Annotated in this window: 15 protein-coding genes and 1 pseudogene; 3 read left to right on the forward strand and 13 right to left on the reverse strand. The window is 30.2% G+C overall.

Going from position 1 to position 12,030, the window contains the following annotated elements:
* The first annotated feature begins 66 nt into the window (after nucleotides 1-66).
* Complete coding sequence (locus BMX03_RS00715) at nucleotides 67-849, forward strand: AraC family ligand binding domain-containing protein (RefSeq protein ID WP_255361381.1); 783 nt, start codon at nucleotides 67-69, stop codon at nucleotides 847-849.
* Here BMX03_RS00715 and BMX03_RS11505 read toward each other — a convergent pair.
* Nucleotides 785-1,193 (reverse strand): annotated as a pseudogene (locus BMX03_RS11505) (winged helix-turn-helix transcriptional regulator). The gene BMX03_RS00715 and the pseudogene BMX03_RS11505 overlap by 65 nt on opposite strands.
* A gap of 164 nt (nucleotides 1,194-1,357) precedes the next feature.
* Here BMX03_RS11505 and BMX03_RS00725 point away from each other — a divergent pair.
* Nucleotides 1,358-1,852: a flavodoxin family protein gene (locus BMX03_RS00725; RefSeq protein WP_255361384.1), complete on the forward strand. Its 495-nt coding sequence runs from the start codon at nucleotides 1,358-1,360 to the stop codon at nucleotides 1,850-1,852.
* Nucleotides 1,853-1,899: 47 nt separating this feature from the next.
* On the opposite strand, the gene BMX03_RS00730 is transcribed toward BMX03_RS00725, so the two are convergent.
* A complete protein-coding gene (locus tag BMX03_RS00730; RefSeq protein ID WP_022227635.1) occupies nucleotides 1,900-2,352 on the reverse strand; it encodes an ImmA/IrrE family metallo-endopeptidase in 453 nt (150 codons plus the stop codon).
* A gap of 3 nt (nucleotides 2,353-2,355) precedes the next feature.
* Nucleotides 2,356-2,517: a hypothetical protein gene (locus BMX03_RS00735; RefSeq protein WP_008538063.1), complete on the reverse strand. Its 162-nt coding sequence runs from the start codon at nucleotides 2,515-2,517 to the stop codon at nucleotides 2,356-2,358.
* Between the two features lie 178 nt (nucleotides 2,518-2,695).
* Between BMX03_RS00735 and BMX03_RS00740 the strand changes: the two genes are divergently transcribed.
* Nucleotides 2,696-3,778, forward strand: coding sequence for an iron-containing alcohol dehydrogenase family protein (locus tag BMX03_RS00740; RefSeq protein WP_091693206.1), 1,083 nt, complete (start codon nucleotides 2,696-2,698; stop codon nucleotides 3,776-3,778).
* A 51-nt stretch (nucleotides 3,779-3,829) separates the two neighbouring features.
* On the opposite strand, the gene BMX03_RS00745 is transcribed toward BMX03_RS00740, so the two are convergent.
* The 10 genes from BMX03_RS00745 to rbfA all read right to left on the reverse strand — a co-directional run bounded on the left by BMX03_RS00745 (nucleotide 3,830) and on the right by rbfA (nucleotide 12,022).
* Nucleotides 3,830-4,333, reverse strand: coding sequence for an LptA/OstA family protein (locus BMX03_RS00745; protein ID WP_022227637.1), 504 nt, complete (start codon nucleotides 4,331-4,333; stop codon nucleotides 3,830-3,832).
* Complete coding sequence (locus tag BMX03_RS00750) at nucleotides 4,326-5,210, reverse strand: amidohydrolase family protein (protein ID WP_091693209.1); 885 nt, start codon at nucleotides 5,208-5,210, stop codon at nucleotides 4,326-4,328. The genes BMX03_RS00745 and BMX03_RS00750 overlap by 8 nt, the downstream gene beginning before the upstream one ends.
* Before the next feature lie 160 nt (nucleotides 5,211-5,370).
* The gene (locus BMX03_RS00755; RefSeq protein ID WP_091693210.1) at nucleotides 5,371-6,357 is read right to left on the reverse strand and encodes a Gfo/Idh/MocA family protein; all 987 of its coding nucleotides are present in this window, start codon (nucleotides 6,355-6,357) and stop codon (nucleotides 5,371-5,373) included.
* 14 nt (nucleotides 6,358-6,371) lie between these two features.
* Entirely contained in the window at nucleotides 6,372-7,154 is a 783-nt protein-coding gene (locus BMX03_RS00760) for an EcsC family protein (RefSeq protein WP_091693213.1), read from the reverse strand.
* A gap of 92 nt (nucleotides 7,155-7,246) precedes the next feature.
* Nucleotides 7,247-7,666, reverse strand: coding sequence for an RrF2 family transcriptional regulator (locus BMX03_RS00765; RefSeq protein ID WP_008538069.1), 420 nt, complete (start codon nucleotides 7,664-7,666; stop codon nucleotides 7,247-7,249).
* Between the two features lie 98 nt (nucleotides 7,667-7,764).
* Complete coding sequence (locus tag BMX03_RS00770) at nucleotides 7,765-9,003, reverse strand: BaiN/RdsA family NAD(P)/FAD-dependent oxidoreductase (protein ID WP_091693215.1); 1,239 nt, start codon at nucleotides 9,001-9,003, stop codon at nucleotides 7,765-7,767.
* The gene (locus BMX03_RS00775) at nucleotides 9,003-9,734 is read right to left on the reverse strand and encodes a pseudouridine synthase (RefSeq protein ID WP_018999038.1); all 732 of its coding nucleotides are present in this window, start codon (nucleotides 9,732-9,734) and stop codon (nucleotides 9,003-9,005) included. The genes BMX03_RS00770 and BMX03_RS00775 overlap by 1 nt, the downstream gene beginning before the upstream one ends.
* A 113-nt stretch (nucleotides 9,735-9,847) precedes the next feature.
* A complete protein-coding gene (gene truB / locus BMX03_RS00780) occupies nucleotides 9,848-10,720 on the reverse strand; it encodes a tRNA pseudouridine(55) synthase TruB (RefSeq protein ID WP_091693219.1) in 873 nt (290 codons plus the stop codon).
* A complete protein-coding gene (locus BMX03_RS00785) occupies nucleotides 10,713-11,666 on the reverse strand; it encodes a DHH family phosphoesterase (protein WP_091693222.1) in 954 nt (317 codons plus the stop codon). Before BMX03_RS00785 ends, truB begins: the two co-directional genes overlap by 8 nt.
* Nucleotides 11,666-12,022 (reverse strand): 30S ribosome-binding factor RbfA, encoded by a 357-nt coding sequence (rbfA, locus tag BMX03_RS00790; protein WP_008538075.1) that lies wholly within the window; start codon nucleotides 12,020-12,022, stop codon nucleotides 11,666-11,668. The genes BMX03_RS00785 and rbfA overlap by 1 nt, the downstream gene beginning before the upstream one ends.
* Between the last annotated feature and the right edge of the window lie 8 nt (nucleotides 12,023-12,030).

The raw sequence follows: 12,030 nt of genomic DNA on the forward strand, positions 1-12,030 counted from the left end.
TTCAACCTTTATACCAAAAATATGTTCCTTCTTCTATTCGCAATACGTTATTTTATAATATTATCTATGAAAGAATATAAAGAAACTCAACATAGTATACACTATAAATCTTTATCAGATTTATCATTTTATAGTGCTGGTTATGAAAAATGTAAACATAGTTACAGTTATGGTCCCAAATACAGAAACTACCAATTAATCCATTTTGTCCTCAGTGGTGAAGGCACACCTCATATCAATGAACAAACATTTAATCTAAAACAAGGAGATGCTTTTTTAATTCCTTCAGGAAAAATTTCTTATTACAAAGCTTCAGCTACTAATCCCTGGTGCTATACATGGATTAGTTTTTTAGGGATTAATTCTCAAAACTATATCTATCAAATGATGATAAAAACTGATGATATTTACATCATTCACAATTTAGATATAACAAAATATAAAACACTAATTGATGAAATTATTAATCTTCAAGAAAATAATGTCATTCATTATTTAAAAGCCAATAGCCTCTTGTTCCTCATTCTCGCACAACTATTTGAGGATATTAATCTATCTGAAAATCAAATGCAAACTAAATCTCTTGCTAATGATTTAAAATTTGTCAACTATGCAGAAAAATTAATCCTAAAAGCTATCGCTAAAAAATTTTGCATTCATCCTAATTATCTAACTCGCATATTTCACGAAAAATTTCATTTATCACTGAAACAATATATAATGCAACTAAAACTAAAAAAAGCCCGTAGTCTTTTAATAACTACCGAGCTTTCTATTTCACCTTCTATGTATAGAAATTATTTTTATGTATTTCTCCCCATACACATAATCTATCTAAAATTTCCATAAGCGATTTTCCACTATCTGATAAACTATATTCTACTTTAGGTGGCATTTGTGGATATTCTTTTCGTATTATCAAGCCATCTTTTCCAATTCTTTCAAAGATACTGCAAGTGTTTTATGTGAGATGGTTTATATATATCTTTTTAATTCATTGTATCTGACAATATTAAATTCCATCAAACAATATAAAATAACCATTTTATACTTGCCTCGTATTAATGATAATGTATAACTAAAACGTTATAAGTAATATTACTACACTTCTTGATAATGGCTCGTATTAATGATAATGTATAACTAAAACCTGTATCTTCAAAATTAGCATTTTCAATATAATTTTTAAACATCAAAACTCTCCTTTTGGTTAGTATCTAACAAAAATGTGCGTACTTCAAGCAAATAATCTACACTGTTATAATTATAAATATAAACATTGGAGGTGTAAATTTATGCATAAAAAATCTGTATTTTAAATGGAAGTCCCAGAATAAATGGTAATACAAAAGAACTCATCAAATATTTTACTAAAGGAGCAGAAACTGTAGGTCATGAAGTTACTTGCTTTGATTTACAAAAAATGAATATTCATGACTGTCTTGGTTGTTGTAATGGAGATAAAAACGAAGACTCTCCTTGTGTACAAAAAGATGATATGTCGCAAATCTATCCTGTATGCAAGACATCAGACATCATAGTCTTAGCCTCTCCTATGTATTATTGGGACATCACAATTCAACTAAAATGTGCTTTTGATCGTTTATTCGCTATAGCCGAATTAAATCCAAATTATGAAAATCCACAAAAAGAATGTATTTTACTTATGGCTTCAGAAGGAATTACCTCTGATAATTTTACACCAGTTAAAGCTTTTTATGAAGGATTAATATCTCATTTAGGTTGGAAAAATCTAGGCATTGTCTATGCTGGAGGAAATATGAATATTGGCGATATTTTAAATAAACCAGAGCAATTAAAACAAGCTGAAGATTTAGGAAAATCTATTTAATAATCATCTGATAAATAAAATACCAGCTATCATTTTAGCTAGTATTTTTAAATATTTTCAATTTGCATCAAAGCATTGATGATTTTATGCACTTCATATGGATTAGGATTTTCCTTAGCCAATACTTCTAATATATAATCTTTATCATAAATAAAATCACTAGAATAATTCAACAAATGAATAGCAAACTCATTTGCTTCACATTCATAACGAGCAGGAGAATAATATATTCCTTCATGTTGAAAAAAATAACCTGCATGCCAATGCATACGCACATGACCAAGTTCATGACAAATTACAATTTTTTGAGCTTCATAATTCAATTTATCATTCAATAAAATAGTCTTTTTTCGCAAAACACGCACCAATATTCCACGTATCTTTTCAGGAAGTGGCACATATAAAATATTTACATCTAATTCCTTTGCCAATGCAAATGGATCTGCTGTTTGATATTTATTAACTAAATTTTTCACTCTTAATTTTATATTTTTTCGCATAATTTATTTTTTCTTTCGTTTATTTCTTTCTTTTGCGTCCCAAAAAGCCATTTCTAATGCTTCTTGTATCTGATTTTTTTCTTCTATATTCAACTTATATGTATTACCATCAAATAAAACTTCTGCTTCTTTTAAAAATTTTTCCAAACCTTTATCCTTACCCATAAAATCACCGCCTAATATAATTTTTTATATTATTATATCATACTTATTTTTTTAATTATATAATTTACAACTTGACAATTTTATTTTTTAGTTATAAACTATTAATCACTTTGCAAATACAAAAAGTTTTAAATAATAATATTAAAGATATTATTTATATTATAAGGTGGTTTTATTTATGAATACAGTATTTTTACCTTCATATAGTGTAGGCAGTGATGTTTACAATCAAATTCCAAAAGTTTGTGGTGCTTATGGCAAAACATCTGTAGTTATCGGTGGTAAAACAGCAATTTCTAAAGCTAAAGATGCTCTTTTAGCTGGAGTACATAATTCTAATATTGAAATAATTGATTTTATCTGGTACGGTGGCGACTCTACTTATGCTAATATAAAAAAACTTGCCCAAAATCCTCAATTTCAAAAAGCAGATATGGTTTTTGCTGTAGGCGGTGGTCGTGCTATTGATACTTGTAAAACTCTTTGCGATATGGAAAATAAGCCTGTTTTTTCCTTTCCAACAATAGCTTCTAACTGCTCTCCTGTAACAGCTGTTTGCGTAATTTATGATGATGAAACTCATGGCTTCAAAGAATTATATTTTCCTCAAAAAAGCCCTCTACATAGCTTTATCAATACAAAAATAATCACTGAAGCTCCTTATGAATATATCTGGGCTGGTATCGGTGATGCTTTATCCAAACAATATGAAACTGGCTTTTCCTCTCGTAATGATGAAATGAGCCATACAAATGCTTTAGGTGTACAAATCAGCAAAAATTGTTCTGATACTCTATTACAATATGGTCTTGAAGCTTTGACTTCTGCTAAAAATCATCAAGTAAGTGAAGCTTTAGAACAAGTAGTATTAACTATAATCGTAAGTACAGGTCTTGTTTCAGTACTTGTTATAAATGATTACAATAGTTGTCTTGCTCACTCTATATATTATGGTTGCACTATGCTTCCTCAAGGAGAAAAACACCTTCACGGTGAGCTTGTAAGCTATGGCGTACTTGTAATGTTACTCTTAGATAAACAACAAACTGAATTTGAAAAAGTTTATGCATTTAACCGCCAAGCTAAATTACCAACTTGTCTAAAAGATATTGAAATCAGCACTAAAGAAGAACTCGATATTGTATTAGATAAAGTAATGACTACAAATGATATTGTTCATGTACCATACAAAATCACTCATGAAATGGTTTATGATGCTATCATGGATTTAGAAATTTATCATCAAGAACATTTAAATTAACAAAAAAAGGCACTAATAAGTGCCTTTTATTTTTATCAAATATATTTTTTACTATTTTGCATCAATAATTTTATTATTAATTACATCATATTGAATTACATCATATACATTTGTTTTACCATCTTGATGTACTTCTACTAATCCACTAAATTCTGCTATTTTAGTTCGCCAATTGAAGGAACATTTTTCTGCTTGAATAGTTATATCTGGTCTTTCTAAAATAGCATCGCCTTTTATAATCGCTGTTTTTAATTCATCAGAAGCATAGACACTGCCACCTTTAAATTTTATTTCTTCTTGAGGTTCTTCCACATATACATTGCCATTTGCCCATACTTCTTTAGTTACTAAATTGACACGAGCTTTATCTGCTCCTATAGTTCTTGTATCAGTCTTTACTAAAACATTTCCTTCAAGTGCAAAACAACCTGAGGAAATATCAAAATACTTGCTATCAGATGTTACGGATACACTTGCACTAGATACTCCTACCATAGATAACATCAATACACAAACTAAAAACATTGATTTCATTAAAAGCTTTAATTTAATCATAAATTTTTTTCTCCTGTTTCTTTAAATATTCTGGTAATCTATCAAAAACCTTCAAAGCATTATGATAAAATACGTCATCATAAGCCTTTTTAGGTATTATTGATTGTATTACTTTAATATACTCTTTCATATTTACTAAAGGCCAATCAGAGCCATACATCAATTTTTGATAATCATGTAAATAATTAAACCATGTCCTAAATATATTTAAATATGGTTTAAATTCTTTTATCTGCTTTTTAGCTTTAAATTTGCCTTCCATCAAGCCTGATAAATCCATATATACATTTTTATTTTTAGCTACTACTTCCACTGCATCAGCCACCCATGGAGTTCCACAATGAGCAATTACAAATTTCACCTTAGGAAAATCAACCGCTACTTCATCTATAATCAAAGGCTGTGAATATTTTAATTTTCCCATTGAATTTGCTGTATCGCCCATATGAAAAACCACTGGTACATCATATTTTTGTGCTAATTTATAAAAATCTCTATATTTCTTATCTGTAGCCAAATATGGTTGATATCCTGTATAAATCTTTAATCCAACCGTTGAATTTTCTTCTAATTTTTGCTTAAAACTATCTAATGTATCTTTAAGATTTTCCTTATTAATAGCCAATGCATTAATACCTAAACATTGTGCTAAAAAAGGCGGAAATTTTTCTTTTCCATGATATATTATCTGTGGATTACTAAGATTATTTTCTTCGCAAATATCCACACCCATACCAATACCTAAAACTATATTATTTTTCTTAAATTCATTTTGTACTTCTTCTAAGGTACATTTTAAACCAATATTTTCAGCTGTTTTATTAAATATCCCTTTAGCTGAAAAATGCATATGACAATCTATAATTTTATCCATCATATTTTCACCTCTTAAATCTATACCCTATCTAAACTCTATTATACAAATTATCTATCTTAAGCTCAATAAACTTACTCACCTAGTTTGATTAAATTATCATTAAAATTATTTATCAATGTAAAAACGCCTTAATCATAAGGCGTTTTCTTTTTCTACTTATTTATTTTTCAAAAGGATATTTCATATTCCATTGATTGCGTATCTTATCTAATATTTCCATGACGAAAATAGTTTCTTTATGTGGCATTGCTTCACATTCTAATTCATTTTTATCAATCGCTTTAGCACAAGCTAAAACTTCATATTCATATCCTGTTAATTGTTTTGGTATTTCTACTTCTTTGATTAAATTATGTTCTACATCATAAATTTTTATCGCTTCAGGATTATTGATATTAGTTACACAAATATAACCTTTTTCTCCATAAATAAAACCACATCTATCTGTTGGTGTCATCATAGAAGCATGAAGAACTGCCATTTTCCCATCATTCCAAGTGATTGTTATACTATCTGTCAAATCTACACCTTTATCTGAGATCACAGCTTTTGCAAAAATATCTTTTATATCATTGCCAAATACCATCAAGGCAAAGTTAACGGTATAAACACCTACATCAAGCAAAGCACCGCCAGCAAGTTCTGGAGAAATCATACGTTTCACATCTTTAAGTGGATAACCTAAATTTGCCTGAATTGAATCTACTTGCCCTATAATTCCAGAAGCAATGACATCATTTATTAATTTTCGTGAAGGCATATATCTTGTCCAAATTGCCTCTGTAATAAGTACATTATTTTCTTTAGCTAAAGCTAATAAATCCTTTGTTTCTTCTGCATTTACAGTAAAAGGTTTTTCACACAAAACATTCTTTTTATTTTCTATACATAATTTAGCTATGCGATAATGCTCATTATGTGGTACAGCAATATAGATTAAATCAATATCTTCATCTTGAATTAATTCCATGTAAGAACCATATGCTTTTTCTATTTTATATTCATCTGCAAATGCTTTTGCCTTAGTCAAAGTTCTTGAAGCTACTGCATAATTTTTTATATTTTCATCATTTAATCCATTCAAAGTTTTTGCCATCAAAGAAGCGATTAAACCTGTTCCTACAATACCAACTTTCATCTGTTTCATTAAATTAAAACTCCTTAAATATTATTCAAATTATTAGCATCTATATATTCATTATCAGCAAGCCATTTTAATTGATACGAACGACGAGCTGTCCATGCAATATCATTTATATATGAAACATTAACTGCTGCACCTATGCCTGCTCCTATAATCGGCATTATCTGCATCAACTTACGTTTAGTCAAATTAATACCCAATTGTTTAGCGACTTTTTTGACTAAATTACTCATTAAAACTTCTTCAATTATTTTCTTTTGTAAAAAATCTGATTTCAATGCTAATAATGCTTCCTTTTTCTCCTTCATATCATTAGCACCTGATACAGACAAAATATTCAACACAAATTCTTTATCTTCAGCTGATTTCACTTCATATCCATAACACATAGCAATCTTATGAATAGTTCTAAAAGCTAAAACTATAACAGCCCCCACATCAGCTACCATTGTTGCTGTACCGCCAAGCCCAGTAGCAAACCCTTCAGAACCAGCAAAACCTATCGCCCATTTATGCACATTACTAGCTAACTTATCAGATAAAGCCAAATCCTTATGACGTAATTCTTCGATAGTATTTACACCAGCATTTTTCAAAATATCATTTTTACTTGCCAATTTTTGACCAATATCATGAGCATGATATATTGCCTTTTCCACTACCACCTCTGGAATTACTTTTCTTGTAAATTTACTCATAGGCGAAAAAATCTTATTCATGCCAGTATTGACTACGCTGGGTTTTTGCTGTTCCCATTTACTGATTTCTACCAATTGTTTTTCTATATATTCATCATACATTAAGATACCCTCCTTATTCTCCACAATAAAATTAATTACAAAAAAAGATTAATTAATTTACCTTAGTAGGCATATTAATTAATCTTTTTCCTCTACTTCATATTTTTTTGCCAACTAATTAAATCCGCCAAAGTAATATTATCCACAACTTCACTTATAGCATCATATAATTTTTCCCAAAGAATTAATGTTGGACATCTATCTGCACGTGTACAATTATTGATATCATCATCAAGGCAAGCTACTGGGGCTAAACTTCCCTCTATCAAACGTAAAATCATGCCTACTGTATACTCTTCTGGTTTTTTAGTCAGTCGATATCCGCCCTGCGGTCCACGCAAGCTTTTTACAAATCCTGCCTTATTTAAACTAGATACTATTTGTTCCAGATACTTATCTGAAATCTGCTGTCGTTCAGCAATATCCTTTATTCGAACCGGTGTTTTTGCATCATTTAATGCGATATCTAACATCAATCGCAATGCATATCTACCTTTAGTTGATATTTTCATCGAGCTTCAATCCCACCTTACTATAAAATTAAATAAATCCTATCTAATTTATAGTATAGCATGAAATTTTTTTCAAAAAAACTATTTACTAAAAAATATTACTCTAAACTACTAGCTTCACCAGCAACAAAGCCCATAGAAAAAGCTGCTTGCAAATTATATCCACCTGTAAAAGCGTCCACATCTACTACTTCGCCAACACAATACAAATCTTTAATTAGTTTTGACTCCATAGTTTTAGGATTTATTTCTTTTGTAGAAATACCGCCAGCTGTTACAATAGCTTCGCTAAGAGGTCTTGTCTTTGTAACAGTCATCACCATATCTTGCAATAAGTCAACCAATCTTTCACGTTCAGCCTTGCTTATTTGATTTACAAATTTATTTTCATCAATAAAGGCTAAATCAATCACTGTACTAATCATCTTGCTTGGCAATAAATCGCCTAAAGCATTTTTTATTTGTTTTCTACTATATTTTTCAAAATCTCTACAAATTCGTTTATCAAGCTGTTCTTTTGTCAAAGCAGGTTTAAGATTTAAAGATAATTCTACAGTTTTTCCTTCTCTTAACCATTTAGCAATATCACGACTTAAAGTCAAAATAATTGGCCCACTTACACCAAAATGAGTGAATAACATTTCACCAAACATTTCTTTTTTTACATCACCATCAACTAATACCTTTAAATTTACATTGCGAAGTGATAAGCCTTGGAAATCTTTTACCCAATCTTCTTCACATTCTAAAGGTACAAGTGCTGGAAATAAATCTTCAATAGTATGCCCAATCTGTTTTGCCATGCGATAACCATCACCTGTTGAACCTGTTCCAGGGAAAGATGAGCCACCTGTAGCTAAAATAACAGCATCGGCTTCATATAATTTATCTTCTTCAGTGATTACACCTGTTACTTTATTATTATCTACTTTTAAAAATTTTACACTTTCATTTAACTTTATCTGTACAGCTAATCTATGCAATATCTTTTCAAAAGCATTTACAATATCAATGGCTTTATCACTTACAGGAAAAATTCGTCCACCGCGTTCTTCTTTTAATGGCACATCTAATTCTTCAAAAAAGCTTCTGATATCCCAATTAAAGAATTTGCTAAATACACTATATAAAAATCTACCATTACCAGGAATATTTTTTACAAACTCTTGCAATAGTGCTGTATTTGTTACATTACAACGACCTTTACCAGTAATTAATAATTTTTTACCCAAGCGATTATTTTTTTCCAATAACATCACTTCTGCACCATTTTGTGCAGCACTGACAGCCGCCATGAGTCCAGCAGCACCACCGCCAACAACAATAACTTTACGCATTATTTATCTCCTATTTTTTTACGCAAACGCAATAATTCAGTTTCAGTTAATTTTCTATATTCTCCACGTTTTAATTTACTCAAAGTAAGACCTGCAAAAGCTATGCGTTTTAAAGCTTTAACTTCATATCCTAAAGCCTTGAACATTCGACGAACTTGACGATTTTTCCCTTCATAAATAGTGATTTCCACACGAGATTCTTTCAAAGTTTTATTTATGGAATCTAAATACACATCAGCAGGTGCAGTCTTACCATCTTCCAATTTCACACCATTTGCTAATTTATCCAAATCTTCCATATTAATAATGCCATCTATTCTTGCAACATAAGTTTTGCCAATTTCATACTTAGGGTGCAATAATTTATTCATAAATTCGCCATCATTTGTGAGTAATAATAAACCTTCTGTATTATAATCCAAACGACCAATAGGGAAAATTCTTTCTTCTACATCAGATAAAATATCTACAACTGTTTTTCTACCTTTTTCATCTTTTACACTAGAGATATACCCTTTTGGTTTATTGAGCATATAATAAACTTTTTTTGCTTCTACTTTAAGCATTTTTCCATTATAAGAAACTTTATCTTTCACTGGGTCAACTTTCGTACCTAATTCAGTAACAACTACCCCATTGACGCGGATTTTACCATCTGTAATTAATTTTTCTGCTCCACGACGAGAAGCAATCCCTGTACGAGCTAAAAATTTTTGTAATCTTTCTTGCAAAATAATTCTCCTTATATTTTATTATCTATATCAGATTATATCATATAATAAATATCATCTTTATGAAAAAAGAGTATGAATTTCTTATCATTCATACTCTTATATTTCTCATTTTATACTACTACCTTATGTGGTGCTATCTTATGTTCGCTAAATACATAACGACCTATACCAGCAAACTCTTTATCTTTATATAAACGAATAAATTTTTCTGTTACTTCTTCATCTTCTTTAACAGCAATTTGTTTACCTTGTTTAATCATTACTGCTTCTTCATCAGAAATAACATATTTTGGTAAATGCTTTATCGGAAAATCTATTGATAATAGCGCCATATGTGGTAATAAACCTATTTCTTCCGTAGTAAATGCATCTTCTAATTTAAATGCTCCCACATGAGTGCGAATTAAGAAACTCATCACTGTAGGTATTCCTAAATATTTACCAATATCCATACATAAACTGCGAATATAAGTACCTTTAGAACAAACTACTTCAAAAATAAAACCATTTTGTGTCATCTCTTGAAATTTAATATCATGAATGACAACATCTCTTTCTGGCATTTCTACTTCTATATTTTTACGAGCCAAATTATACGCTTTTTCACCATTAATTCTAATAGCTGAATACATTGGTGGTCTTTGTTTTATTTCACCACGAAATGTTTCTAATGCCTCTTTTACTTTTTCATCTGTAGGCATAATATAATTTTCCATCGTTTCAATGATTTTTCCAGTGTCATCACCAGTATCAGTACTTAGACCAAAAGTTACTTCTACTTTATAGGACTTATCTACATCGTCCATATACTCAAGCATTCTTGTAGCTTTTCCAAGTGCCACTGGCAAAACTCCAGCAGCAGCAGGGTCTAAAGTCCCAGCATGACCAACTTTTTTCAATCCATAAACTTTACGTAAATGAGATACAATATCATGTGAAGTTATTCCTGGTGCCTTCAAAACATTTACAAATCCATTAGGCATTTTCTTTATTCATTCCTTTGATAATAGCATTAAGTACGATATCTTTTGCTTCCATAAGATTTTTATATACAGTCGCACCAGCTGCACGAATATGACCGCCACCGCCAATAGATTGAGCAATCTCACTGACATTTACTGATTTTGAACGCATACTTACTCTAGTTACTCCATCATCAGCATATTTAATCATTACAGCTACATCTACACCACGAATATTTCTAGCAAAATTAACAAAGCCCTCTGTATTATCAGCAGACTCTTTTAAAGCCTTATCAATAATCATCAAAGCAATTTTGCCATCATGATATAACTCAATAGTATCTATAGCTCTTCCAGCTGCCTTTACACTAGAAAAAGAACGTTGGTAAAATACTTCAGAAATTTTATCTGGTTTTACACCAATTTCTAATAATTCCGCAGCAGCTTTTAATGTATACGGTGTCGTATTGCTATAACAGAAAAATCCTGTATCAGAACAAAGACCTGTATAAATACATGTAGCTGCTTCTAAATTAAATTGCCAATTCATTTTTTTTATTAAACTATAGACAATTTGAGCTGTAGCTGCCGCTTTAGCATCAACATAGCAATAATCAGATACTTTTGTATTAGATATATGATGGTCTAAATTCAAAATAGGTGCTTTTACTACATCTTTTACTCTGCCGATACGGTCAACATCAACATCTAAAATCACAAGTAAATCACACTCTATAATCTCACCATCTTGAGGTTTTTGATATAAATCTAAACCTTCCATCATACCGAGATTATCTGGTAAATCATCATCTAATAAAATTTTTATATCTTTATTAGTTCCCTTTAGGGCATGATATAGCCCTAAAGTTGAACCAACATTATCACCATCAGGATTTACATGAGAAGATAACACTATTTTATTAGCTTTTTCAATTAATTCACCAGCTTGTTTTAGTGTTACTTCCATTATTTTTGCTCCTCATCTTTTTGCACTTTTATCAATAATTCTTGAATATGTGCACTATATTGAAGTGAAGTATCCATGAAAAATTTAATTTCTGGAATAAATTTTAAACGAATACGATGCGCTAATTCTCTGCGAATGAAACCTAAGGAAGAATTTAAGCCCTTCCATGTATCTTCGATTTGTTTATCACTGCCTAAAATACTTACATATAATTTAGCATTGTGTAAATCACTAGATACATCAACTTCTGTAATAGTTACAAAACCGATACGAGGGTCTTTCAATTCTCTCATGATGATTTCACTAGCTTCTTGTTTAATCAATTCTTGTACTTTTTCTATACGAACGCTTCCCATTAATATAC

This window comes from Megamonas sp. Calf98-2 (assembly GCF_900110235.1).
GTDB classification, from domain to species: Bacteria; Bacillota; Negativicutes; order Selenomonadales; family Selenomonadaceae; genus Megamonas; species Megamonas funiformis.

Coding starts and splice junctions, on each gene's coding strand:
- BMX03_RS00715 (WP_255361381.1), top strand. CDS start 67: ATGAAAGAATATAAAGAAACTCAACATAGTATACACTATAAATCTTTA.
- BMX03_RS00730 (WP_022227635.1), bottom strand. CDS start 2,352: ATGCGAAAAAATATAAAATTAAGAGTGAAAAATTTAGTTAATAAATAT.
- BMX03_RS00735 (WP_008538063.1), bottom strand. CDS start 2,517: ATGGGTAAGGATAAAGGTTTGGAAAAATTTTTAAAAGAAGCAGAAGTT.
- BMX03_RS00740 (WP_091693206.1), top strand. CDS start 2,696: ATGAATACAGTATTTTTACCTTCATATAGTGTAGGCAGTGATGTTTAC.
- BMX03_RS00745 (WP_022227637.1), bottom strand. CDS start 4,333: ATGATTAAATTAAAGCTTTTAATGAAATCAATGTTTTTAGTTTGTGTA.
- BMX03_RS00750 (WP_091693209.1), bottom strand. CDS start 5,210: ATGATGGATAAAATTATAGATTGTCATATGCATTTTTCAGCTAAAGGG.
- BMX03_RS00755 (WP_091693210.1), bottom strand. CDS start 6,357: ATGAAACAGATGAAAGTTGGTATTGTAGGAACAGGTTTAATCGCTTCT.
- BMX03_RS00760 (WP_091693213.1), bottom strand. CDS start 7,154: ATGTATGATGAATATATAGAAAAACAATTGGTAGAAATCAGTAAATGG.
- BMX03_RS00765 (WP_008538069.1), bottom strand. CDS start 7,666: ATGAAAATATCAACTAAAGGTAGATATGCATTGCGATTGATGTTAGAT.
- BMX03_RS00770 (WP_091693215.1), bottom strand. CDS start 9,003: ATGCGTAAAGTTATTGTTGTTGGCGGTGGTGCTGCTGGACTCATGGCG.
- truB (WP_091693219.1), bottom strand. CDS start 10,720: ATGCCTAATGGATTTGTAAATGTTTTGAAGGCACCAGGAATAACTTCA.
- BMX03_RS00785 (WP_091693222.1), bottom strand. CDS start 11,666: ATGGAAGTAACACTAAAACAAGCTGGTGAATTAATTGAAAAAGCTAAT.
- rbfA (WP_008538075.1), bottom strand. CDS start 12,022: ATGGGAAGCGTTCGTATAGAAAAAGTACAAGAATTGATTAAACAAGAA.